The following is a 23,878-nucleotide window of genomic DNA, read 5'->3' on the forward strand; positions in this document are numbered from 1 at the left end:
GGATCCTCAGGCGTTCTGGAAACCGGCAAGGCGTTTCGTGATGATCTCCTCGGCTTCGGCCATGATGGAGTCGATCAGTTCCTTGCAGGTCGGAATGTCGTTGATGAGGCCTGCCACCATGCCGCAGGACCACGCGCCTGCATCCATATCGCCTTCCGTCATGATGCGCGGATAGACGCCGGCGACCTGTTCGATGATGTCCTCGAACTTGAGGTCCGCGCCCTTTTCCTTTTCGATCCGCAGCAATTCATCGACCGCATCGTTCGCCATCACGCGCTCCGTATTGCGCAGCGGCCGCATGACGAGCCGGGTGTCAAGTTCGCTTGCCGCAACGATCGCTTTCTTCACATTCTCATGTACCGGGGCCTCCTGCGTCGCGATGAAACGCGTGCCCATATTCATTCCGTCCGCACCCATGGCGAGGCTGGCGACCAGGCTGCGCCCATCGGCCATGCCGCCGCTGGCGACGAAGGGGATTTCCAGCTCGTCCGCGGCACGCGGGAGCAGGATCATGTTCGGGATATCGTCCTCTCCCGGATGACCACCGCACTCGAAACCATCGACGCTTACCGCGTCGCAGCCGATCGATTGCGCCTTCAGGCTATGCCGAACGCTGGTGCATTTGTGGATCACCTTGACCCCGGCATCCTTGAAAAAGGGCAGGACCTGCGCGGGATTGTTGCCCGCGGTCTCCACGATCTTCACGCCCCCTTCGATAATCGTCCGCACGAGGCCCGGATAATCGGGGGCATTCATCATGGGCAGGAAAGTCAGGTTCACGCCGAAAGGTTTGTCGGTCATGTCCTTGCAGCGCGCGATCTCGTTGGCGAGCTTTTCGGGCGTTCCTTGCGTGAGACCGGTGATAATGCCGAGGCCGCCCGCATTGGAAACAGCCGCTGCCATCTCCGCAAAGCCGACATAATGCATCCCGCCCTGGATGATCGGATGCTCGATGCCGAACATTTCGGTAATGCGGGTCTTCATGGCGGCTCTCCCTCTGGTTGCGTTTCGCAACCGGTATCGGCGGGAGAGGGGCGAGTCTAGCGCTTCGCGACCCGCTCCAGCGCTTCGAGCAGTTCCGCACCGCGTTCAGTGAGGGCAAGGCCGCTGCCGCTTTCTTCGGCAAGGCCTTCACGCTCCAGATCGGCACCGGTCGGCGATCGCATGATCCGTCCATACCGGCCGCCGTGATATATCAGCGGCTCTGCCTCGCGCCGGTCGAAATCGACCACCTCGCCGAGGAAGATGGCGTGATCGCCCCCTTCATATTCGAAGCGGGCACGGCAACCGAAGCGGGCAGCGCTCCCCTCGATCAGCGGCGCGCCCTCCGGCCCATCGGCGAGCGACAGACCGTCGAACTTGTCGAGTCCAGGAGTGGCAAAGCGATCGGACATGGCCTGCTGATCCGCTGCCAGCACATGCACCGCCCAATTCTCCGCATCGCGGAAAACCGGCAGGCTCCCGGAACTCAGCGAAAGGCTCCACAACACCATCGGCGGATCGAGGCTGACCGAATTGAAGCTGTTCGCCGTCAATCCAACAGGGCGGCCCTCCCCGTCGCGAGCAGTGACGATCGTCACGCCGGTGGCGAAAGAGCCGAGCGCGCTGCGGAAGGCCGTTGGGTCGAACATCTGGAGGCAGCGCTAGAGGCAGGGCTGTCCAAGGGCAAGCGTCAGGCCGCTTTCAGCGTTGTGGGGCAGTAACGTTCAACATATTGCTGGTGGCCAGGCATCTGCTGGACCAGCCACTTGATCGAGCGCTCCATTTCATCGACTTCCTTGGCCACGCCGTCGATCACGCCTGCGGCCATCGGACTGGTGCCATGCATCGCGATACCCTGCCCCATCATGACAGCGGCCCAGCTGGTCGCTGTGAAGAGCTCGTCCTCTTCGCGGAAAATCTGGCCATTAGCCTTGAATATCTCGATCTTCTCGGTGAGCGTATCCGGCACATCCATGGTCCGGCAGTAATTCCAGAACTCGGAATCATCGCGTCGGGTGGCCTTGTAATGAAGCACGAGGAAATCGCGAATGCGCTCGTATTCCTTGCGCGTCACGCGGTTATACGTACTTGCCTGTGCTTCGTTCACACCGTCGAGAGACAGCGTCGCGATGAGCTTGTTTACCCCGGTGTTGATCAGGTGGATCGAGGTCGACTCCAGCGGCTCCATGAACCCCGAAGCCAGGCCTAGTGCGACAACGTTCTTGTTCCAGAACTTTTTGCGGCAACCGGTCACGAAGCGAAGGAAGTTCGGGTCGGCAGTGGGCTTGCCTGCAAGATTCGTCACGAGGATATCGTGCGCTTCATCGGCTTCCATGTACGCGCTGCAATATACATGGCCGTTGCCATTGCGGGTCTGAAGCGGAACCTGCCACTGCCAGCCGGCACTGTGCGCCGTTGCTCGCGTGAAGGGCGGAGCAGGCGTTCCGTCGTCGCGGTTGCACGGTAGCGCCACCGCCCGGTCGCATGGAAGGTAATGCGTCCACTCGTCATAGCCGGTGTTAAGTGCTTGCTCGATCAGCAGGCCACGAAATCCCGAACAGTCGACAAAGAAATCGCCCTCGATGATCTCGCCATTATCGAGCGTGATACCGGTCACGTATCCGCTTTCCGGGTGTAGGCCGACATCCTTCACCAGGCTTTCGCGCCGCACCACTCCGCGCTTTTCTGCATAAGCGCGCAGGAAGCGGGCATAGGCGGTAGCATCGATATGGTAGGCGTAATTCATCGGCGGCAAATCGTCGCGGGCGTAATCCTGAGTCCGGGAAAACTTGCCGAAATAGGCAGCCATTGTTTCCAGGTTGAACACCTGCAGGGGGCGCTTGTCGCCACGCTCCTGCAGCGCATGCCAAACTTGGTGGAAGTGAATGCCGCCCAACTCGTAGCCATAGGCGCCGAACGGGTGGATGTAGCTTTCGCCCACCTGTCCCCAGTTTGCGAACTGGATCCCCAGTTTGAAGGTCGCCTGCGTTGCGGCCATCATTTCGGCTTCGTCGATGTCGAGCGTTTTCTGAAAGTCGACGAAGGGCGGAATGGTCGCTTCACCGACGCCGACGGTCCCGATCTGCTCCGATTCCACGAGCGTGATTTTCAGGTCGCTCCCGTCGCGTATGCGCGACAGGGCGGCAGCCGCCATCCATCCGGCCGTACCCCCACCCACGATTACAATGTGTTCGATTGCCATGCCTCTCCCCATGCCAGCGATGATCACCTGTTACCATAGGGTCACGCCTGTTGGGAACGTTCATATTGTATCTTGTGAACGCTCACAACCCGCGATATGTTTCAAACTGATTGCAGGATTCGTCCTGTCAAATTTGCAGGGTAAACCCTGCGGAAAAGCTTGGGATCAGGGAGGATTCATGTCTCGTAAAACGACTGGCGTAGCCGCGTTCTCGCGCCGCATTGCCGCACTCACCACCGCTTCGAGCCTCGCACTCGTCGCAGCGCAGCCTGCCTTGGCACAGGATAGCGAGGAGGAAACGCCGGCAGGTACTCCGGAAACGCTCGATGACGAAAACGTCATTATCGTCACCGGCTTTGCTCAGTCGCTTAAAACCGCGCAGGACATCAAGGAAAACGCCGACACCGTCGTCGACGTGATCACCGCCGAAGACATTGGCGCGCTCCCCGACCGCTCAGTTGCAGAAGCCCTTCAACGCGTCCCCGGCGTCAACATCGGTCGCTTCGAAAAGACCTCCGATCCCGACCGGTTCTCCGTGGAAGGGACCGGCGTAATCATTCGCGGTCTTCCCTACGTCCGTTCAGAACTGAACGGCCGCGACATTTTCTCGGCCACCGGCGGCACGGTCCTCTCTTTCAACGACGTTTCGCCTGAACTTCTCGGTCGTGTCGAAGTCTACAAGAATGCCACGGCCGACATGATCGACGGCGGGATTGCCGGAACGGTCAATCTCGTCACCCGCAAACCGCTGGACAATCCGGGTTTCAACTTTTCGGGTAGCGTCGAAGCAAACTGGGGCGACCTCGCTGAAGAATGGTCGCCGGGCTTTTCCGGACTGATCTCGAACACTTGGGAAACCAGCGGAGGCAGCACGTTCGGCCTCCAGTTCGGCTATGCACGTTCGGAACTCGTCAGCCGCACCGACGCTTCGAACCTGCAGGACCCTTGCTATCGCGATGCCGCGCTTGATGGCGCCTGCCTCCGCACACAGGAAGTGACCTCGGGCGGTTTCGGCGGCGAAACGGGTTTCGACGGAGACAATTTCCCGCCAGAAAACTCGGTCATTGTCCCCAAGGGTGCCGGTGTCCGCACCACCCGCCTCGAGCGTGACCGCGAAGCATTCTCGGTCGTAGGCCAATTCGAGAGCGCGGACGGCCGACTGCTTGCCACGGTTGAATGGCTCCGGTCGGACACCCAGTTCTTTACCGACGAATATTTCCTTCAGGCACTTGTCAATAATGATGCCGCTTTCCCGGTGGAGCGCGATGGGACCGACTGGGTTTTCGACAGCAATGGCGTTTTCCAAACCGGCATATTAACGACGACGCTTGGCGACTCTGCGGCTTCGCCCTGGGGCGGGCTGCCAACCGAGCTTGCCCACTTCCAGCGCGCGACGGACTCGCGCACGGAGGATTTTTCGTTCGATGCCAAGTTCGACGTAACCGACCGTTTGTCGCTCAATCTCGAACTTCAGCGCATCAATTCGAAGCTTCGCCAAGATGCGGTTATCGGCGCAATGAATACCTTCTCGGACATCGTCGTGGACAACACCGGCGAAACTCCGTCTGTCCAATTCATCACCCCGCTCGGTGCACCGGACGGTATCTACAACGATCCGGACTATACCTATTTCTGGTTCCTGCTCGACAGCAAGGCCCGCAATGAGGGTAAGCTCGACAGTGTCCGTTTCGATGTCGATTACGATATCGGCGACGGTTTCCTGCGCAATGTGCGTTTCGGCACGCGGTGGGCGGAACGTGACCGCGTAACGAGAGACACGAACTTCCAGAATTGGGGGACGCTCGGGGCGCCTTGGACCGGGCGGAACGGCAACTGGAACTGTGCGGATCCGCAGGTCTATGGCTGTGGCGGTGCCTACGCCGACGATTTCCCGGAAGCATCGAATTACGCCACCCCGTTCGGCGAAAATTTCCAGCGCGGCAATGCCCCGAACCCGATCCAGAATGGCGGCGGATTCTTCTTTGGTGGCGACGATCTTATAGACCGGTATCTCGACGGGACGGTGACGCAGCAGGGTCAGGCGATTACGGCCTTCTCTTTCCCGGACTTCCTTCCCGAACAGTGGACCCCGTTACCCGAAGATTTTTCCGAAGCCCAGATTTCAGATGTCGGTGAGCTGACGGGCGCTTTCTATGCTCGCGCAGATTGGGGCCTCGACTTCGACAACGGCATGACCTTGGAAGGCAACGTCGGGATGCGGTATGTACACACGACCGTGAAAAGCGGCGGTAACATTTTCCTTCCGGACCCGGCCTTCTTCGACAATCCGGAAAATAATGCCGGGGGCAATGGCGATGGCGTGGTTCAGGTGTCGGAAATCGAGTTTTCTTGCGCCAACAATCCAAACCCGAACGCCCAGATCGGCTATTGCGCGCTGAGCGACGCTCGCTTGGCAGAATTCGCTTCGGTTTACACCGGAGAGGAAATTGTCGATGGCCGTGACATCACATTCGACCACTGGCTGCCCAGCTTCAACGCAAAGCTTGAGTTTGGTAACGGCATGCTTGTCCGCGGAGCGGTCTCCAAGGGCATCTCGCGTCCCGACCTGGGTCTTTTTCGTGCCGGCGGGCAGGTTGTCGACAACACCGGTGACCTGCTTGCGGCTGGCGAGACAGCCCTTGCCAATGGACCGCTATTCCAGTTGTTCACTGGCAACAGGAACGTCCAGGCGACCGAGAGCTGGAATTACGACCTGTCGTTGGAATACTATTTCGATGATGTCGGTTCGATTTCCTTAACAGGCTTCGTCAAAGACCTGTCGGGTATCGTTACCAGCGGTGTGGAATTGGTCGAATATCCGACGGCTGATGGCCCGCTGGAAATCGAGGTCAACGGCCCGAGCAACGATCTGAGCGGCACCCTCAAGGGCGTCGAAGTCGCGTATCAGGATGTCTGGGAATTCCTCCCCGGCTTCCTCGATGGTCTCGGTACGCAGCTTACCTACACTTATATCGACGCAGGCGACTTCACGAACCCCGACCTTTTCCAGAACCGCAGCAGCTTCGCCTCGCTTCAGCCTCTCCAGGGCGTTTCGGAGCATACGGTCAATGCGACCCTGTTCTACGAGAAGGGACCGATCTCGACCCGTGCAGCCTACAATTGGCGCTCGGATTTCCTGATTACACCGCGTGACGATATCTTCCCATACTCGCCGATCTGGGGCGAAAGCACCGGGCAGCTCGACGCGTCGATCTTCTACACGGTGAACGACCACCTCAAGTTGGGCGTCCAGGGTGTGAATCTTCTCGACGAGGTCACCCGCACCAGCCAGGTGATCGACTTCGATGGCACGCGCCTGACGCGCAACGCGTTCCGCAACGACCGTCGCTTCACTTTCCTGGCCCGTTTCGACTTCTAAGAAAACGGGGCATTAGGGATTGAAATGCGGGCGGGCTCCGGTTGAAAGACCGGGGCCCGTTTGCCAAACAGGAAACAGTTAACCGGCTTCCGATTTGAATAAGCCGGAACATGGACGGGAAACAGTTCGATGGCTCGGCGCCGCCAATCGGTAACGATCAAGCACGTGGCTGCCGATGCCGGGGTATCCCTGCAGACGGTCAGCCGCGTCATCAACAACGAGCCCAACGTACGCAGCGCGATGAAGGAGCGGGTGCAGGCCAGCATCGACAAGCTCGGCTACGTACCCTCGATTGCTGCCCAGCGGATGAGCGGTTCGAGATCCTACATTATCCTCGCCATCAACGACCGCGATCTGACGATTGCGGACTGGCGCGCCCGCGAGGGTCGCGATTGGGTCGACCAGATGCTTCTGGGCGGAATGCTCACCTGCGCGGAGCACGGCTACCGGATGCTCATCGAGCTGGTCGATACGCATAACGACCATGTGGAGCGCGAGCTGGGAGCTGCAATTGCGGCGCTCCAGCCGGACGGTGTCATCCTCACCCCTCCCAATTCCGAAAACGCGCTCATAACCGGCCTGCTTGCCGAACGGGGGATACCTTTCGCGAGAATAGGTTCGATGCAGGAAGGGCCCGGCATCGCGATGACGATGGGCGACAAGCACAACGCGCGCCTTGCGACCGAGCACCTGATTGAACTAGGTCACGAACGCATCGGGTTCATTGCCGGCCCAGCCGATTTCAGCCTCTCCGAATGGCGTATCGAGGGCTGGCAGCAGGCGATGAAGCATGGCGGGCTATCGCACGAAGGCCTCTTCGAAAGAGGGGATTTCGGGTTCGACAGCGGCGCTCAAGCTGCAGGAAAGCTCCTCGATCTCGATCGCCCTCCCACCGCCATTATCGCCAGTAGCGATCAGATGGCCCTTGCCACGCTGGAAGTGGCACGCGGTCGCGGGCTGGATATCCCGAAAGACCTTTCTCTGATCAGCTTCGACAATTCTCCCATCGTGCGCTTTACGCAGCCTGCACTGACAGCGATCGACCAACCCATCGCTGCCACGACTGCGCGGGCGGTCGAACTGCTGATCGAGGCGCGCAAGAGAAAACCTGCAGAACGGCCCGTCACGCTCGAGGGCGAACTGGTGGTACGCGGATCGACTGCACAGGCCCCCGCTCTTGGCGCAGGCTGAAACCGGTGCCCCGCCACGTCAGTCGCATCGTTTCCTGTGGCTTTATGCACTCGCGGTGGCCGGCGGGGCGGTGTCCTACGTTCCGTTCCTGACGCTTCTCCTGCCGGTCCGGGTGACGGATCTGGCCGGAAATGAAACGATCACCTATCTCGCCTATATCGCCTTTGCCGGGGCGATCGCGGCCAGCATCGCCAATATCGGCTTCGGCTGGGCCAGCGATCGCACCGGTACGCGGGTCCCGTGGATCCTGGGGGGACTCCTCCTGTCATGCCTCCTGCTGGTATCGGTGAGCGAGGCGCAGACACCGGCACACCTCATCGGCCTCATCGTGGTGTGGCAGCTTTCACTGAACATGATGCTCGCCCCGCTTACGGCGTGGGCCGGAGATGTCGTGCCCGACGCACAGAAGGGCTTACTCGGAGGATTGCTCGCCTTTGCACCTGCCATGGGGGCCGCGGCCGGCGCGCTGGTGACCATTCCCGGCCTCGCCGATCCGGACGCGCGGCTGATCCTTGTCGCGCTTCTGGTTGCAGGCATGGTCCTGCCCGTGGTGCTCTTCGGCAAGCCCGTTCCGATGCCGCACCTCATGCGCTCGGGTGCGGAGCTTCCCGGATCGCGGAGAACATTCAGGCGCGGTGCGGTCTCGAGGATGTGGCTCGCGCGATTGCTGGTGCAGATCGCGGAAGCGGCGCTCTTTGCCTACCTCCTGATCTGGTTCGTCAGCATCGACGATAGCTTTACCGACAGTGACACCGCGCGGATATTCGCGGTTGTTCTCGGGCTGTCCGTGCCACTGGCGCTTCTCGCGGGGCGATGGTCGGACCGCCGCGACCGGCCGATCCTGCCGCTCGCCATAGGTGCAGGCATAGGAACCGGGGGGCTGCTCATCATGGCGCTGGCGCAGGACCTTGCCGGGGCCATCGCGGGCTATGTCGTGTTCGGCCTGTCGACCGGCGTGTTCCTCGCGCTGCATTCCAGCCAGACCCTGCGCGTGCTTCCCCGCCCGGAAACGCGGGGCCGCGATCTGGGACTGTTCAATCTGACCAACACCATGCCGAGCCTGATCATGCCCTGGCTCACGATCATGCTGGTCCCGCTGTTCGGCTTTGCCGGACTTTTCGTCGCCTTGGCCGCCCTGGCAGCGATTGCGACCGCATTATTGGTGACGATGCCCAGCTCGAACTAGTCGCTTGATTTTGCCCACGCCTCATGGCAACCCCAGTGATTGATAACGTTCTCAAAAGGACGCGGAGGGATGATGGACATGAAGGCGTTTTGGATGGCGACTGCCGCTGCGGTACTTCTCGGAGGCTGCAGCACGGTTCCCGGCGGGATGGAAACACCCTCGGAGGCGGTCGCTCCAACCAGCGAAGACGCGCGCGTGGCCGACCTGCTTTCGCGCATGAGCTTGGAGCGCAAGGTCGCGCAGCTCATCCAGCCGCAGATCAACAGTTTCACTGCCGAAGACATGCGCCGATACCGTTTCGGCAGCTATCTCAACGGCGGCAATGGCGGTCCCTATGGCGATGAATTCGCCGAAGCATCGGAATGGCTTCGGCTGGCGGACGAGATGTATCTCGCCTCGGTCGCACCCATGGAAAATGGCGAACCCGTCATCCCGACCATGTGGGGCACCGATGCCGTCCACGGGCACACCAATGTCGTGCGTGCCACGGTCTTCCCGCACAACATCGGGCTTGGCGCAACGCGCGATCCCGACCTACTTCGCCGCATCGGCGAAGCGACCGCGGTGGAGATCGAGGTTACGGGCATCGACTGGAACTTTTCGCCCACCGTCGCCGTGGCGCGGGATGATCGCTGGGGCCGCACCTACGAAAGCTATTCCGAAGACCCCGCCATCGTGGCCCCCCTGGGGGCTGCCCTCGTCGAGGGTCTGCAGGGTCGCAAGGGCGATCCCGACCGCCTCGGGGCCGGTCATGTCATTGGCACGGCCAAGCACTTCTTCGGTGATGGCGGAACGGACAAGGGCGTCGACCAGGGCGAAGTCACCGGTGACATCGAGGCACTGAAGAAAGTGCATGCCGCCCCCTATCCCGCCGCTATCGATGCCGGCGTGGAAGCGGTCATGGCCAGCTTCAACTCGATCAACGGCCGCAAGATGCATGGCAACGAGGCGCTGCTGACCGGCGTCCTGCGCAATGAGCTGGGCTTCGACGGACTGGTCGTTGGCGACTGGAACGGCCACGGTCAGGTCGCGGGATGCACCAATACAGATTGCCCGCAGTCACTGCTGGCCGGGCTCGACATCTACATGGTGCCCGACGAATGGAAGGGCCTGCTCGAAACCCTCGTGGCACAGGTGAACGACGGCACCATCCCGATGGCAAAGCTGGACGAGGCCGTGAGCCGCGTGCTGCGCGTGAAAATGCGCGCCGGCCTGCTCGATGAATTCATCCAGCCATCGAACCGCCCCAATGCGGGCGATTACGACCTGCTCGGTTCGCCCGAACACCGCGCGATTGCGCGCGAGGCAGTCGCCAAGTCGCAGGTCCTGCTCAAGAACAACGGCGTGCTTCCGCTCCGTGGCGGGGCGAACATTCTCGTCGCCGGCACTGCCGCAGACGATATCGCGCAGGCTTCGGGCGGCTGGACGCTGACCTGGCAGGGCGGCGGCGAACTCGACAACAGCTATTTCCCGGGCGGCACCTCGATCTGGAGCGGCCTCGAAGCCGCCGCAGAGGAAAACGGCGGGCAGGCCGCGCTGTCGGTCGATGGCAGTTATTCGGCCAAGCCCGATGTCGCCGTCGTGGTGTTCGGCGAGGAACCCTATGCGGAATTCTCGGGCGACCGAAAGCATCTCGGTTTCTCCGATGAAGAAGGCCTTGGCCTTCTCCGCAAGTTCAAGGCCGAAGGCGTACCCACGGTTGCCGTGTTCCTTTCCGGCCGCCCGATGTGGGTCAATCGCGAGCTCAACGCCGCCGATGCGTTCGTGGCCTCCTGGCTTCCGGGCAGCGAAGGTGCAGGTATTGCCGATGTCCTGACCGGCTCGCAGCCTGCCACCGGCAAGCTCGGCTTCAGCTGGCCTGCGACCTGCGACTTCGGTCCGCTCAACGGGCCGGACGGCGCCCTCTTCCCGGTGGGATACGGACGCTCGCTGGACGATACGGCCGCCCTGACCATGCTCGATGAAACCTGCGACGCCCTGCTGGCCGGGGACAGTTCGGAATGGTTCGTCAACGGCCGTTTCGCAACCGGCATCTCGGCCAGCGCCGGCGGCACCGATCTGCCGAACCTTCGCGGGATCGCCGCGGGGGTAAGCGTGCGCGGCATCGACAGGAATGCCCAGGAAGATTCACGCGAAATCACCTTTGCGCCCGGATCTTCCCTCACCATCGCGCAGGACGGAGAAGGCGCAGGAGCCTACCGCATCGTCTACCGCGTGAAGCAGCGGCCCAGCCAGCCGGTAACTGTGACTACGGGCACCGCGACGGTGGACCTGACCCAGCCGCTTTCGGTCGCCGCAGAGAAAGACTGGCGCGAAATGATCATAACGGAACAATGCGCGGCCGGACTGGGCGACAGCCTGACCTTCACCAGCGCGGGCCCATTCAGCTTAGACATCGCCACGATCACGCGTGAGGGACTGGCCGAAGGAACGGATTGCTCGTTCTGATCGGCATTCGTATTCGTTTTGTGTGACAGCGAAAGGCTGGCACACACGGCGGTGCAACAACACCCGGCGCACCGAAGGATAGCGCCGGGACTTGGGAGGACGATTGAGATGGCACTTGCACCCGACGTTTCGTCGAGCACGGATCCGCATCCGGTGGAGGCGGAGGATACTGGCATCCATGCGCCGGGGCTGAACTACTTCGTCTTCGGCCTGTTCTTCATCTTCGGCGGTATCACCTCGCTCAACGATGTGCTGATCCCCAAGCTGAAGGAGCTGTTCACGCTCAACTACACCCAGGCCATGCTGGTGCAGTTCTGCTTCTTCACCGCCTATCTCGTGATCGGCATTCCTGGGGCCAAGCTGGTCAAGAAGCTGGGCTACATGCGCGGTGCGGTGGCCGGGCTGTTGACCATGATGGTCGGCTGCCTGATGTTCATCCCCGCCAGCCAGAACGCGACCTACTGGGTCTTCCTGCTGGCGCTCTTCGTCCTCGCCAGCGGTGTGGTGATCGTCCAGGTCGTCGCCAACCCGCTGATCAGTCTGCTGGGTCCGCAAAGCACGGCGCACAGCCGGCTGACCTTTGCGCAGGCCTTCAATTCGCTGGGCACCACCGTCTTCCCGATCGTCGGCTCGATCGTCATTCTCGGCACTCTCGCCAATGTGACGGCGGACCAGCTGTCGGGCGCCGAGCTCACTGCCTATCGCCAGGCCGAAAGCGAGGCGATCTGGCAGGGGTATCTCGGCGTTGCGATCCTGATCGCGCTGGTGGCGCTCGCCGTGTGGCTATTCCGCAACCGGCTGCAGGGAGAAAAGCACGAAGCCTCCTCGGGCCTTGCCGGGCTCGACCTGCTGAAGCGCGGGCGGTTCGGTTACGGCGCGCTGTGCATCTTCCTCTATGTCGGCGCCGAGGTCTCGATCGGCTCGATCATCATCAACTATCTTGCGCAGGACCGCGTGCTGGGCCAGCCGGAAAGCGTGATCGGCTGGATGATCGGCCTTTACTGGGGCGGCGCGATGGTGGGCCGCTTCATCGGCTCCTACTTCCTGCGCATCTTCTCGCCGGGCAAGATCCTCGCGTTCAACGCGCTAGGCTCGATCGCGCTCATCCTCATCAGCACGCAGACGAGCGGCGAGGTCTCGGCCTACAGCCTGCTGGCGGTGGGCCTGATGAACTCGATCATGTTCCCCACCATCTTCTCGCTCGCCTGCGAGAAGCTGGGGCCGCGCGCGGCCGACGGATCGGGCATCATCAATGTCGCCATCTTCGGCGGCGCAGTGGTCCCGCTGCTCTACGGCGTCCTCGCCGATACCAGCGGCAGCCTCGCCTTTGCGATGATCCTCCCCATCGCATGCTACGCCATCATCGCCGGCTTCGGCATCTTCGCCAGAAGACCCGCCGCCGCCTGATTTCATAACGGCAGCACTTCGGGGGTTCGCAAGGCAGCTTCGGTCTGCCATGCGGCCCCCGAATTCTTTTGAGCCACAGGGACGCCCATGACCGACGCCGAACTCGCCGCCCACCTTGCCGAAGTGGCGGGCAGGATCCTCATCCAGGTACGCGAGAGCGGCATGTTCGAAGGCAAGAGCCTCGGCAAGGCCGGCGACCAGACGGCCAACCAGTTCCTCTGCCACGCGATCGCGCAGCAGCGTCCGGATGACGGCCTGCTTTCCGAAGAAAGCCGGGACACCGACGAACGCCTGGCCAAGGAGCGGGTCTGGATCGTCGATCCGGTCGACGGGACGCGCGAATATGGCGAAGCCCGCAGCGACTGGGCTGTCCATGTGGCTCTGTGCATCGGCGGCAAGCCGGAAATCGGCGCAGTCGCCCTGCCCGGTCTCGACATGGTCCTACGTACCGACACGCCTATCGAAGTGCCCGCTGCTGCGGCTAAGCCGCGCATGGTCGTGAGCCGCACCCGGCCCGCCAAGGAGGCCGTTACGGTCGCCGAAGCGATCGGCGCCGAACTGGTGGGCATGGGCTCGGCGGGCGCCAAGGCCATGGCCGTCGTGCGCGGTGAGGCCGAAATCTATCTGCACACCGGCGGGCAATACGAATGGGACAGCGCCGCCCCTGCTGCGGTCGCCTTCGCCCACGGCCTGCATGCCAGCCGCATCGACGGCAGCCCGCTCACCTACAATCAGGCCGACACTTATATGCCCGACCTGCTCATCTGCCGACCCGAATGGGCAGAGCGCGTGCTTGCCGAGGTCGCGAAGATCCCCGGCTAGGTTTCGGCCAGACTACCGAGAACCTTTCGCAAGGGTTCGAGGTGATGAGAATAGGGACGCCAGACTTCCATTCCGTCGCGATTGAGCGGGCGGCGAACCTGTTCGCTGCTTGGCGTGCGTACAGTTCGCTTGAGCCGGTGGAATTCGAGCAGGTCATTCTCCCACTCGAGACCCAGATATTCGAGTGTTGGGCCCAATTGTCCCTGCGGGTCCTCGACCAGCGCTGCGTAATCAATTGGGTGAACAAGCCCGGGGCACCTGTTGGCAAAATGATCCATTAGGCGGACATTCTCGACGTAGCTGCGCCCGACATGTTCCAATGTGAACGAGGATGCGTGTGCGCTGGTGAACGATTGCGTGAAATTCGAGAAACAACAGTCCATCGCGTCTCGCCGAATGCTGATGAACCGTGCCTGCGGCAGTATCTTCCGGATAAAGAGGACATTGCTCCAGTTGGGCGGCATCTTGTCGATGAAGAACGGGGTCCGTTCTGCAAGATGCACGGCCGCACGGGTCATGTAATCCTTCCCCAGCGCCTCGGCGAGATCGGTGCTCATTCCGTGGATGGCCTGGGTAACCGTTACCTTGTTGCGGCGCGTGGCCATCTCCATGAAGCTGCGCAGCATTGCGGGAATGTAAGGCAGCTCACCTGCTGGCTCGATCTGCGAATGGGATCCCAGCATCTGTTCGAGCAATGTCGAGCCGGATCGCGGCATCGATACGATGAATACCGGCACGGCATCACCAACCGCCTTCTGGGGCAATCGGGCTATATAATCGGCATCGACGCTGGAGATGATCTCGTCGACCTCCTGCGTAAGCTCTTCGGGATCGTAATTGAGCGATTCCGCGCGGATCTGGTTGCCTGCTCGATAATGCTCGAAAGCTTCGCCGAAATCTCTCCTGTCGTGGAAAGCGCGGGCCAGCGCAAAATGTAAGGGAGCAGAATTCCGTTCGTCCACGGCAATCGCCAGGGCCGCTTGCATCGTTTTCACATCCTCGTCAGTCAGGATGGGCGATTTGATGCTTGCCAGGCCCCACCATGCATCGCCGAAGCCGTCGTCGATCCGGATGGCTTGTCGATAGGCAGCGACGGCATCGTCGACTTGCCCGTTCGCACGTAGGCTGTGGCCGAACGCGACCCATGCCAGAAGATGCTCTGGATGGGCCTGCGATATCGCGCGATACATCTCCCCGGCTTTCTCGCCGCGACCGGTCTTTTCGTAGATCGCCGCGAGGATGAGTAGTGTATTCGGGTCCGGCTTTTCCCGGTTCAAAGCCTCGAACATCTCACGGGCCGCTTCAGGCTTGGCCTGCTGATTGAAAACCGAGGCAAGCTGCCGCCGCGTTTCGTGATCTCGCACGCCGGCATTGATTGCCTTGCGCAGGAAATGCTCCGCCTGGCCTAATGCCCCCAGTTTCGCCGCTGCTTCGCCAAGCATGGCTAGTCCTTGGGGATGGCCGGGATTGTTGCGGAGAAACCCGATCAGCTGCTGCGAAGCCAGCTCGAACTTGCTGTCCTCCAGCAATTCCCTGATGTGAAACAGGCCCGGATGGAGCGAAGGAATCGTTTTCGTGTTCATCAGCTGTAGCCCAGGAGCTTGCGTAGACCCGGCGCGTGATAATTTACCAATGCCCGATGCCTTTCAGGCAAAGTCTCGGGAAGGTCGATGGCCACGCCAGTCAGGTTTTCGCGCGCCGTGCCGCTCTCACCGCGCGCGGAGCCGGTCTTCACGCGCTCGGCCCAATCGTCCGGAATGGCGATGCCGCAGGCACCGAGCAGTTCGCTAAAGAAATCTGTTGCGCCACTGCTACCGATATCCTGAACATGCGAGACGAGTTCTTCGTATTTGACGATATGGCATCTCGCCCCAAGCCATGCCGCCGCATTGAGTTCGTATATGTCGTTGAGCGATGGGAGCTTCTGCGGAAGACCGAAGATCATCATCGTCAACAGCTCGTCACTGGACAAAGCGCCGGTGCGCAGATGACCGACATTCCCCTGAAATTGCGCGGACAGGATGAAACGGGCTCGGGCGATGACCCAGTCGTACGGATCGCGATAAAGCAGGATCCGGCGAAGATTGGAGGTTTCGATAAGCGAAGCATCGGCGAAGAAGAGATGGCCCCAGCTTAGCTGGGGACAAGCCGGATTGAAGGCAGCGCGATGGGCCTGAAGATTGCCCCACTGGATGAAATCCGCTGCGTAGGTCTGATCGGTGGGTACGAACATGCGCAAGATATTGCGAAGGAGATGGCTTCCGCTCTTGGGAATGGAATTGAGGAACACGCCCTGCTCGAGAGGTTTCCGGTCGAACCGCTCCCCGACCTCGTCGAGATTGTCACGTTGAATGAAGATTTCCGCCATGTCCGCTCCTTCCCGGAGGCCTAACAGAAGGGGCGACATGTTGCCATGCCGCCCCATCGTATCCGAACGGTCACCCGTCCGTGTCTGTCGGCCTCAGAACTTGAGCGAGACGTTGACGAAGGCGCGGCGTCCCACAAAGGGATACTGCGACGCTGCCACGACCGGACCAAGCATCGAGATCTGGCCGCCGTTGCGCACCGAAACACGCGGCGGACGGGTATCGAAGATGTTACTCACACCCGCGGTAAGCTCCGCACGGCCATCGGCGATTTCCTGGCTCAACGAGAAGTTGTGATAGAAAGTCGCGTCGGTCGTGAGAAGCGGACAATAGGTGCCGTAGATTGGCAGGTCATCGCTTGTGTCGGCCGTGCCTTGGCTATTGAACGAATTCAGGCACGGGTCGCCGTAACGATCTTCGAAATCCTGCTGGTCCGACGTCGCCCCGATCAGGTTCACGCCGTAAAATGCCGTCAGACCTGACGGATGCGACCACGTGGCACGGAAGTCGGCAACCCATTTCGGCGAACCGGCTTCTCCGTTGCTCGATGTCACATCGGAAGTCGGAAGGAGCTGGAAATCCCTGTCGAGCTGGCGGGTTGCTTCGGCGCGCAGCGTGAACAGACCCGCGCTACCTAGATCGTGAGACAGATTGGCGGAGAAATCGATCCCCGAATTCTTTTGGCTCGCAATGTTGATGAACTGGTCGTAGATTTCATCGATCTGATAGACTGCAGTCTCATTCTGGCCGCGCGTGAACTGATTACAGAGCGGTTCGTTGGCGAAGTCTTCCGAATCGTAACAACCGAAGAGGATGTTCTGGGCGCCCAGCTGCGAAATCTCGCCATTCACCTCGATGTCGAAATAGTCTACGGCAAAGCTGAAGTCCGTATCTGGCAGGAAGCCGAAATTGGGCGTCAAAACCATGCCGAAGGTCTTGGCCTTTGACGTTTCGGCCTCAAGAATTCCAAGACCGCCTGATGCAAACGAAGTCGCGGTGATACCGCCCCCCTGGTAGTTATCAGGGATCCCGTCCGCAGCGCAGTTATCGGCCACTCGCTGCGAGGTGGTGCCGTTCTGCACCCCGGTACCATAGTTGATGCAGGGGTCGATACGCTGGTTGATGAAGCTCGTTTCGTCGGCAAGGAACTGCTCGAACAGCGCGGGAGCACGGAACGAAGTGCCGTAACTGCCGCGGAAGCGGATCCAGTCGGTCAGCGCCCAGTTGAGGCCGATCTTGTAGGTGAAGTTACCGTTATCCTCGTCCTGCACACCGTCGGACCGGCGTGTTGCCGTCACGTTAGTGAGACGACCGGCGAGATAAAAGGTGAGGTCTTCGAAGAACGGACGGTCGGCGAGCAGAGGAATGCTGAGTTCGCCGAAGGCTTCTGTCGTCAAGCTTTTACCGGCGGTTATACCGCCCGAGCTGGCGCCCCAGGCGTTACCAGCGAGGGTAATGTCACCCGGCGTGTCCTCGATCTTGTCGCGGCGTGCCGTGATACCGGCGGCGAGACCAACAGGTCCTCCGGGAAGTTCGAAAAGTTCGCCGGAGACGACTGCTTCCCCAGTCAACTGGGTGTAAATCGTGCGACCTTCTTCCCAGTCGAACAGGAAGCCGATCTGCTCCTGCGTCAGATTGCCGCGCAGGAATTCGGGATCCGCCCAGGGGATATCGATGCAATCGCGGCCCGAGATGGGCGTGACGGTGCCCACGCAGGAACTCGTCTGGAAATACCCCGTGTCATAGGCATCCTGGAGAATCTGCTGCGACCGATAGCGGCCATCGCTCCGGCTGTACTGGACATAGGCGTCATATTTCCAGTTCCCGACCGATGAAATATTGCCGCGAAGGCCGCCAACCCCGCGATAGTAGTCGACTTTCTGACTGTTGTCGGACTGGTTGGTGATCGCCGTCGGGCTAATGAAGTTCACCCCTTCGAACCCTTCGCCCCAGTAATTGAATGAATTGCCTGGCCCGGTACCGTAGAGTTCGCCGGTGTAGCCGAAATTCCAGAACTGGCGCCAGCCGTTCTGATAGGTTTCACGGCGGTTGAAAAGAAACTCTCCAAACAGCTCGACCGCGTCAGACAGTTCGTAGGCGCCTTCGGCATAGGCAGTGTAAAGGTCGGTTTCAGGGATCAGGGTTTGCTCACCGGCATAGGGGTGGTAGGCATTCTGTACCGCCATGCTTTCCGAATTGTATCCGGTCGGGAAGAACCCATCGGGCGCACTGAAGTCACCTTCATAGGCTGGAGCACCATAGGCAGGAATGCCGAGATTTCCGGCCGCAACGCCATTCTGATACTGGTACTGAAGCAGGACGGTGCTTCCATTAGGCGAAGTCTGGATACCCGTGTTCGGCCCGCTCGGCCCATCAAGCTGGAGGTTGTCGATCAAATTGTAGGTCCAGACATGGCCCCAACGCAGATCGTCGCACATCGGCTGGCCGGTGCGCGGATCGATCAGGTCGGATCGATTGCCGGTTTCGTCGAAAATATAGGACTCGGGGCACGCCAGGTAGGAACGATCACCGCGAGCCAGCTCGTTCGTATGCGAGTAATCGCCTGCTATGGTAAAGTGACCACGGTCAAAGGTCTTCGTATAGGCTAGGCTGCCGCGATATTCCTCACCGCCGCTGTCGAAGGGCGCCGAGACATTGAAGTCCAGCGACAGGCCATCTTCCCGATTGCCGGTGAAGATGTTGACGACGCCTGCGATGGCGTCCGACCCGTAGATCGACGACGCACCGGTCTTCAGAATCTGGATGTCGTTGACGATCGAGAGCGGAAGGACGTTCAGGTCGAAGGACGACACACCGCCGCGCGTACCAGCGGGACCAGCCCGGCGACCGTTGAGCAGAACCAGTGTTCGGTTCGGGCCTAGGCCGCGAAGGTCGATCGTTTGCGCACCCGGGCCGCCATTGGTCACGAAGTTCGACGATAGGGCCGCTGTAATCTGCGTCGAGCCGGCGGCAACAGGCGAGCTTTGCAGCGCACTCGCAAGGTCGAGCTTGCCTTCCTGCCGTGCGACTTCAGGGCTGACGATCGAGATGGGGTCAGGACTGTTGAACGGAGTTACCGACGTAATACGCGAGCCCGTAACGACGATCGCATCCGGTGCGGCTGCCTCCTCAGTGGTGACGGCTACGGGAGGATCTTCTTCGCTCTCCGTATCCTGCGCGTAAGCGCCGCTGGACAGCGCGATTGCCGCAAGACCGGCACCGGCCCTCAAGACTGAGCGACGCTTCGAATTCAAATTGTTGTGATGCACTAAATGCCCCCAAAAACGATTTTTCCAGACCTTCATCTGCTAAAGTTGACCCGAAAAGTTACAAGGACATCATACTTTCCGCACTCCTTGAAGCAGCGAACTGCGACTTTTGCGCAACACTTCCTCCGTATCGGCCCCGCTCGACGATACCCGGCTAGGCTTCGACCTGCGCCAGCAATTGTCTCGCCCGGCTGAGATGGGGCCGGTCGAGCATCCTTCCCTGGTGCCCGATGGTGCCGGCGCCCGGATGGGCTTCGAACAGCGCCACTATCTCGCGGGCCTTTGCAATTTCGTCGTCTCCCGGGGTGAAGGCGGCGTTGATCAGCGGAACCTGCGCGGGATGGATCGCCAGCATTCCGCGGTAGCCGTCGCGTCTCACGCGCTCGGCGCGCGCGCTCAGGCCTTCCAGATTGCGGAAATCACCGTCGATCGTCTCGATTGCCGGTACGGCCGCGGCTGCAGCGCCCAGCAGGGTCAGGCTGCGCGCCAGTTCATAGGTGAACGTGTATTGCCCGTCCGGCCCAAGGTTCGAAAGCGCCCCGATGGAATCGGCAAGGTCCTCTGCCCCCCACGTCATCGCCACCAGGCGGGGCGCGCCGACATAGTCTCCGGTGGTGAACATAGCGGCGGCCACTTCGGTAACCAGCGCGATCACCGGCGTGGTCCCGGCGGGAATGCCATTTTCCAGCTCCAGCGCAGTCAGCATCCGGTCGAGCTCTTCGACGTCATGCCGCCCGCGCGATTTGGGAAGCATGATACCGCCCGGCCCCACGGGCATGACCGCACCGAGATCGTCCGCGGTGTGCGGCCCGTCCAGCGGATTGACGCGCACCCATAGCCGCTCCCGCTCGGCTTCGCTCCGCCCGGTCAGGAACGCGCCGATCGCTTCGCGTGCGCCCCCCTTGGCATCCTCCGCCACCGCGTCCTCGAGATCGAAGATGACGATATCCGCCTCGCCCTCGGCGGCCTTGGTCATCTTTTTCTCGCTGTCGCCGGGAGCAAAGAGCCATGATCGGTGGCGGGCGGGAAGGCGTGCTGCTTGGGTCACTTCGCAAAATCCTCGAATTGGTCCTGTGCCCTAGAGCGAAGGAGGGGCGGTATGGTCAAGACCGGGAAGCTGCCGAATGCCATATGCCGGAGGTCCGAAGCACGCCCGGCACCTTGATCCATGCAGGGATTGAAACGATTTTCCGTCTTGCTCGCTTGTATGGCGAAGGGAAGAATTATGGCGGCACGCGCATATTGGCAGGGGCAGATCAGGCTGGCGCTGGTCTCGATACCGGTGGAGATCTATTCCGCCACGAAATCGGGCGCCAAGATCCGCTTCAACCAGATCCACGAACCGAGCGGCAAACGGATTTCCTATGAGAAGGTGGTCCCCGGGATCGGCCCCGTCGACCGCGACGAGATCATCAAGGGTTACGAGATTTCCAAGGGCAATTACGTGCTGCTCGAGGAAGACGAGATCGAGGCGGTCAAGATCGAGAGCAAGCGCACGCTCGAGCTGGTGCAGTTCGTGGACGCCTGCGAGATCGATCCGCTGTATTTCGAGAAACCCTATTATGTCGCCCCGCAGGACGAGCTCGCGGAAGAAGCCTTCATCGTGCTGCGCGAAGCTTTGCGAAAGGCGAAAAAGGTCGCGCTCGGCCAGCTTTCTGTCCGGGGAAGCGAGAAACTCGTCGCGATCAAGCCCTGCGGCAAGGGCCTGCTGCTCGAAACCCTCCGCTATGCCGACGAGGTGCGTCAGGGGCAGGCATTCTTCGAGGAGATCGACGATGCCAGGCCCAAGAAGGAACTGCTGGCACTCGCCAATACGCTGATCGAACAGAAAAGCGCGCCGTTCGATGCGGGCGAATATGAAGACCGCTACGTCGATGCCCTGCGCAAGCTGATCGACAAAAAGGCGAAATCCAAGAGCAAGAAGGCGATCATCGAGGATGTGGACGAGCAGGATACATCCGGCGGTTCGAATGTGATCGACCTGATGGCGGCGCTCAAGAAATCGGTCGGTGAGGACAAGCCAAAGAAGGCGGCCACGAAGGCTGCCAAGAGCAAGAAGTCGGCCTAGTCATGGCGGGTGCGAAGGATGCCCTCGGCGAATACAATGCCAAGCGCGATTTCAAGCGCACTCCGGAACCTGCGGGCGAAAGCAAGGGCAGCAAGCACGGAAACCTCTTCATCGTCCAGAAGCACGACGCGACCCGCCTGCACTGGGACCTGAGGCTGGAGGTCGATGGCGTGCTCAAGAGTTGGGCGGTGACGAAGGGTCCCTCGCCCGATCCCGATATCAAGCGCCTCGCAGTGCGCACCGAAGACCATCCGATGTCCTATGCCGAATTCGAGGGAGTGATCCCGAAAGGCGAATACGGCGGCGGCACGGTCATGCTCTGGGACCGGGGAAGCTGGCAGCCAGTCGAAGGCAAGAGCGCGAAGGACCTCGACAAGGGGCATCTCCATTTCCGCCTCGATGGCGAACGGATGAAGGGGGAATGGCTGCTCATCCGCCTGAAGAAGAAGGCCAAGGAAAAGCGGGAAAACTGGCTGCTACGCAAATTGCAGGACGAAACCGCCGAAGAGGGAGATGCGCTGGTGCAGCGCGAACTCACCAGCGTACTCACCGGCCGATCCATGGCCGAAATCGCGGCGGACAAGGAGGGCGAATATTCGCTCGCGGGCAAGAAGAACGGCGCCTTTCTCGCCCAGATGGAGAAGGCTTCGCAGCGAAACGCGAAAAAAGGCACCTCGAAGCGCCGCAAGCCCGCTCCGCTGCCGAAATACCGCAAGCCCCAGCTCGCGACGCTGGTTAACGCGGTGCCCGCAGGCAATCGGTGGATGCACGAAATCAAGTTCGACGGTTACCGCACGCTGGTCGCGGCGAAGGGCGACAAGGTCCGCATCTATACGCGCAACGGCAAGGACTGGACCGACAAGTTCGGCCCGCTGGTCGAGGCCATCGCCGGTCTCGGTCTCCCGGCCTGCCTGATCGACGGCGAGATCGTCGCCTATGATGCCAAAGACAATCCGGATTTCTCCAGCCTGCAGAAGGTCCTGAAGAGAGGTCACGGATCCCAGACCGGCTCCGACCGCCTTGCTCTTTACGCCTTCGACCTCCTCGAACTGGACGGCGAGGACCTAACCGGCCTGCCCAATGTCGAGCGCAAGGAACGGCTCGAAGCGCTGCTCGGAAAGGCCGAAGCGCCGATCCACGTTGCCGAACACGTCCTGGGTGCCGGCGAGAAGCTCTACCGGGCCATGTGCGATGCCGGGCAGGAAGGGATCATCTCCAAAACCGTCGATGGAAGGTATTCCTCTCGTCGCAGCAAGTCGTGGGTGAAGGTCAAATGCACCCGGCGGCAGGAATTCGTCATCATCGGCTGGAAGAAATCGAGCGCGAAGGGCCGCCCGTTTGCATCGCTCCTTCTCGCCCAGCACGAGGGCGGCGAGCTCGTCTACAAGGGCAATGTCGGAACAGGCTTTGCATCGGACGATCTCGACAGCGTTTCAGCCTCGATGAAGCGCTTGATCCGCAAGACCCCTGCAGCGCATGTGGACCGCACCTCTTCCCGCGGAGTGACCTGGATCACTCCGAAACTGGTCGCGGAAATCGCCTTTGCGGAATTCACCGCCGACGGGAACGTGCGCCACGCAAGCTTCCTCGGCCTGCGCGAAGACAAGGATGCGGCCAGCGTCAAGCCGGAGAAGGCGAAGCCCGGTCCGGGCGCAGGAAAGCCCGTCGAGATTTCCAGCCGCGACCGGGTGATTTTCCCCGACAGCGGCCAGACCAAGGGCGAGATGGCGGACTATTACGAAGCCCTCTCCCCGCTGATGCTGCCCTTCGCTGCCAGACGCCCGATAAGCCTCGTTCGCTGCCCGCAAGGCCGGGCGAAGAAGTGCTTTTTCCAGAAGCATGACAGCGGGACCTTCGGCGACGCAGTCCACCACGTACCCATCCGCGAAAAAGACGGAGGGCACGAGGACTACCTGTTTGTCGATGATCAGCGCGGGCTGCTCCAGTGCGTCCAGATGGGCACGATCGAGTTCCACGGCTGGGGTGCGCGGTCGGATGATGTCGAGGCGCCTGACCGGATGATCTTCGATCTCGATCCCGACGAAGGATTGGGGTTCGATGAGGTCAAGAAAGCAGCCAGAGATATACATGACAAGCTGGCTGATCTGGGGCTTACCAGCTTTGCCTTGCTGTCCGGCGGAAAGGGAGTTCACGTGGTTGTCCCACTCTCGACGGGACATAGCTGGGAGCAGCACAAGGATTTCGCCAAGCGCTTCGCCGAGGCGCTAAGCCTTGCCGAACCCGAACGCTTCACTGCCAATATGAGCAAGGCGAAACGAAAGGGCCGGATATTTATCGACTGGCTGCGGAACCAGCGAGGATCGACAGCTGTGCTTCCTTATTCGGCGCGTGCGCGCTCAGGTGCGCCAGTTGCTATTCCCATTTCCTGGAACGAGCTGAAGGATATGGACCACGCCCACCCCTACTCAATCGGCGATACCACGGTTTTGCTCGACCGATCGCAGACGAAGGCATTGCAAGGCTGGGGCTTTGCGGATCAGAGACTGCCAGACCTTTGAACCCGAAGTGGGTCACCGGAATATCGTCACATCGGAAAC

Annotated in this window: 15 protein-coding genes; 8 read left to right on the plus strand and 7 right to left on the minus strand. The window is 61.0% G+C overall.

Features of this window, described 5'->3' with window-relative positions; all coding sequences use genetic code 11:
• Window positions 1-6: 6 nt before the first annotated feature.
• Genes GRI69_RS06635 through GRI69_RS06645 form a run of 3 tightly spaced genes read right to left on the minus strand, consistent with a single transcriptional unit; the run spans window position 7 to window position 3,184 of the window.
• Window positions 7-984 (minus strand): NAD(P)H-dependent flavin oxidoreductase, encoded by a 978-nt coding sequence (locus GRI69_RS06635; RefSeq protein ID WP_160727464.1) that lies wholly within the window; start codon window positions 982-984, stop codon window positions 7-9.
• Window positions 985-1,040: 56 nt separating this feature from the next.
• A complete protein-coding gene (locus GRI69_RS06640; RefSeq protein ID WP_160727465.1) occupies window positions 1,041-1,631 on the minus strand; it encodes a flavin reductase family protein in 591 nt (196 codons plus the stop codon).
• Window positions 1,632-1,672: 41 nt separating this feature from the next.
• On the minus strand, window positions 1,673-3,184 hold the full coding sequence (locus GRI69_RS06645) for a tryptophan halogenase family protein (RefSeq protein WP_160727466.1): 1,512 nt from the start codon (window positions 3,182-3,184) through the stop codon (window positions 1,673-1,675).
• Between the two features lie 178 nt (window positions 3,185-3,362).
• Here GRI69_RS06645 and GRI69_RS06650 point away from each other — a divergent pair, with 178 nt between their 5' ends.
• The 6 genes from GRI69_RS06650 (at window position 3,363) to GRI69_RS06675 (ending at window position 13,617) form a co-directional block, all read left to right on the plus strand.
• Complete coding sequence (locus tag GRI69_RS06650; protein ID WP_160727467.1) at window positions 3,363-6,563, plus strand: TonB-dependent receptor; 3,201 nt, start codon at window positions 3,363-3,365, stop codon at window positions 6,561-6,563.
• Between the two features lie 129 nt (window positions 6,564-6,692).
• A complete protein-coding gene (locus tag GRI69_RS06655; RefSeq protein ID WP_160727468.1) occupies window positions 6,693-7,754 on the plus strand; it encodes a LacI family DNA-binding transcriptional regulator in 1,062 nt (353 codons plus the stop codon).
• A complete protein-coding gene (locus GRI69_RS06660; RefSeq protein WP_160727469.1) occupies window positions 7,741-8,940 on the plus strand; it encodes an MFS transporter in 1,200 nt (399 codons plus the stop codon). The genes GRI69_RS06655 and GRI69_RS06660 overlap by 14 nt, the downstream gene beginning before the upstream one ends.
• A 78-nt stretch (window positions 8,941-9,018) precedes the next feature.
• Entirely contained in the window at window positions 9,019-11,388 is a 2,370-nt protein-coding gene (locus GRI69_RS06665) for a glycoside hydrolase family 3 protein (protein ID WP_160727470.1), read from the plus strand.
• A gap of 108 nt (window positions 11,389-11,496) precedes the next feature.
• A complete protein-coding gene (locus GRI69_RS06670) occupies window positions 11,497-12,795 on the plus strand; it encodes a sugar MFS transporter (protein ID WP_160727471.1) in 1,299 nt (432 codons plus the stop codon).
• Between the two features lie 87 nt (window positions 12,796-12,882).
• The gene (locus GRI69_RS06675) at window positions 12,883-13,617 is read left to right on the plus strand and encodes a 3'(2'),5'-bisphosphate nucleotidase CysQ (RefSeq protein ID WP_160727472.1); all 735 of its coding nucleotides are present in this window, start codon (window positions 12,883-12,885) and stop codon (window positions 13,615-13,617) included.
• Here the strand turns inward: GRI69_RS06675 and GRI69_RS06680 are convergent.
• The 4 genes from GRI69_RS06680 to GRI69_RS06695 all read right to left on the minus strand — a co-directional run bounded on the left by GRI69_RS06680 (window position 13,614) and on the right by GRI69_RS06695 (window position 20,228).
• Entirely contained in the window at window positions 13,614-15,200 is a 1,587-nt protein-coding gene (locus GRI69_RS06680) for a tetratricopeptide repeat-containing sulfotransferase family protein (protein ID WP_160727473.1), read from the minus strand. The genes GRI69_RS06675 and GRI69_RS06680 overlap by 4 nt on opposite strands.
• Window positions 15,200-15,985, minus strand: a complete 786-nt coding sequence (locus GRI69_RS06685) for a hypothetical protein (RefSeq protein ID WP_160727474.1) — start codon at window positions 15,983-15,985, stop codon at window positions 15,200-15,202. Before GRI69_RS06685 ends, GRI69_RS06680 begins: the two co-directional genes overlap by 1 nt.
• Window positions 15,986-16,078: 93 nt before the next feature.
• A complete protein-coding gene (locus GRI69_RS06690; protein WP_160727475.1) occupies window positions 16,079-19,213 on the minus strand; it encodes a TonB-dependent receptor domain-containing protein in 3,135 nt (1,044 codons plus the stop codon).
• A gap of 193 nt (window positions 19,214-19,406) precedes the next feature.
• Window positions 19,407-20,228 (minus strand): HpcH/HpaI aldolase/citrate lyase family protein, encoded by an 822-nt coding sequence (locus GRI69_RS06695; protein WP_160727513.1) that lies wholly within the window; start codon window positions 20,226-20,228, stop codon window positions 19,407-19,409.
• A gap of 249 nt (window positions 20,229-20,477) precedes the next feature.
• Here GRI69_RS06695 and ku point away from each other — a divergent pair, with 249 nt between their 5' ends.
• A complete protein-coding gene (gene ku, locus GRI69_RS06700) occupies window positions 20,478-21,320 on the plus strand; it encodes a non-homologous end joining protein Ku (RefSeq protein WP_160727476.1) in 843 nt (280 codons plus the stop codon).
• 2 nt (window positions 21,321-21,322) lie between these two features.
• On the plus strand, window positions 21,323-23,839 hold the full coding sequence (gene ligD, locus GRI69_RS06705) for a DNA ligase D (protein WP_160727477.1): 2,517 nt from the start codon (window positions 21,323-21,325) through the stop codon (window positions 23,837-23,839).
• Window positions 23,840-23,878 lie beyond the last annotated feature (39 nt).

It is taken from the genome of Qipengyuania vulgaris (genome assembly GCF_009827325.1).
GTDB classification, from domain to species: domain Bacteria; phylum Pseudomonadota; class Alphaproteobacteria; order Sphingomonadales; family Sphingomonadaceae; genus Qipengyuania; species Qipengyuania vulgaris.

Coding starts and splice junctions, on each gene's coding strand:
- GRI69_RS06635 (WP_160727464.1), bottom strand. CDS start 984: ATGAAGACCCGCATTACCGAAATGTTCGGCATCGAGCATCCGATCATC.
- GRI69_RS06640 (WP_160727465.1), bottom strand. CDS start 1,631: ATGTTCGACCCAACGGCCTTCCGCAGCGCGCTCGGCTCTTTCGCCACC.
- GRI69_RS06645 (WP_160727466.1), bottom strand. CDS start 3,184: ATGGCAATCGAACACATTGTAATCGTGGGTGGGGGTACGGCCGGATGG.
- GRI69_RS06650 (WP_160727467.1), top strand. CDS start 3,363: ATGTCTCGTAAAACGACTGGCGTAGCCGCGTTCTCGCGCCGCATTGCC.
- GRI69_RS06655 (WP_160727468.1), top strand. CDS start 6,693: ATGGCTCGGCGCCGCCAATCGGTAACGATCAAGCACGTGGCTGCCGAT.
- GRI69_RS06665 (WP_160727470.1), top strand. CDS start 9,019: ATGAAGGCGTTTTGGATGGCGACTGCCGCTGCGGTACTTCTCGGAGGC.
- GRI69_RS06670 (WP_160727471.1), top strand. CDS start 11,497: ATGGCACTTGCACCCGACGTTTCGTCGAGCACGGATCCGCATCCGGTG.
- GRI69_RS06675 (WP_160727472.1), top strand. CDS start 12,883: ATGACCGACGCCGAACTCGCCGCCCACCTTGCCGAAGTGGCGGGCAGG.
- GRI69_RS06680 (WP_160727473.1), bottom strand. CDS start 15,200: ATGAACACGAAAACGATTCCTTCGCTCCATCCGGGCCTGTTTCACATC.
- GRI69_RS06685 (WP_160727474.1), bottom strand. CDS start 15,985: ATGGCGGAAATCTTCATTCAACGTGACAATCTCGACGAGGTCGGGGAG.
- GRI69_RS06695 (WP_160727513.1), bottom strand. CDS start 20,228: ATGACCAAGGCCGCCGAGGGCGAGGCGGATATCGTCATCTTCGATCTC.
- ku (WP_160727476.1), top strand. CDS start 20,478: ATGGCGGCACGCGCATATTGGCAGGGGCAGATCAGGCTGGCGCTGGTC.
- ligD (WP_160727477.1), top strand. CDS start 21,323: ATGGCGGGTGCGAAGGATGCCCTCGGCGAATACAATGCCAAGCGCGAT.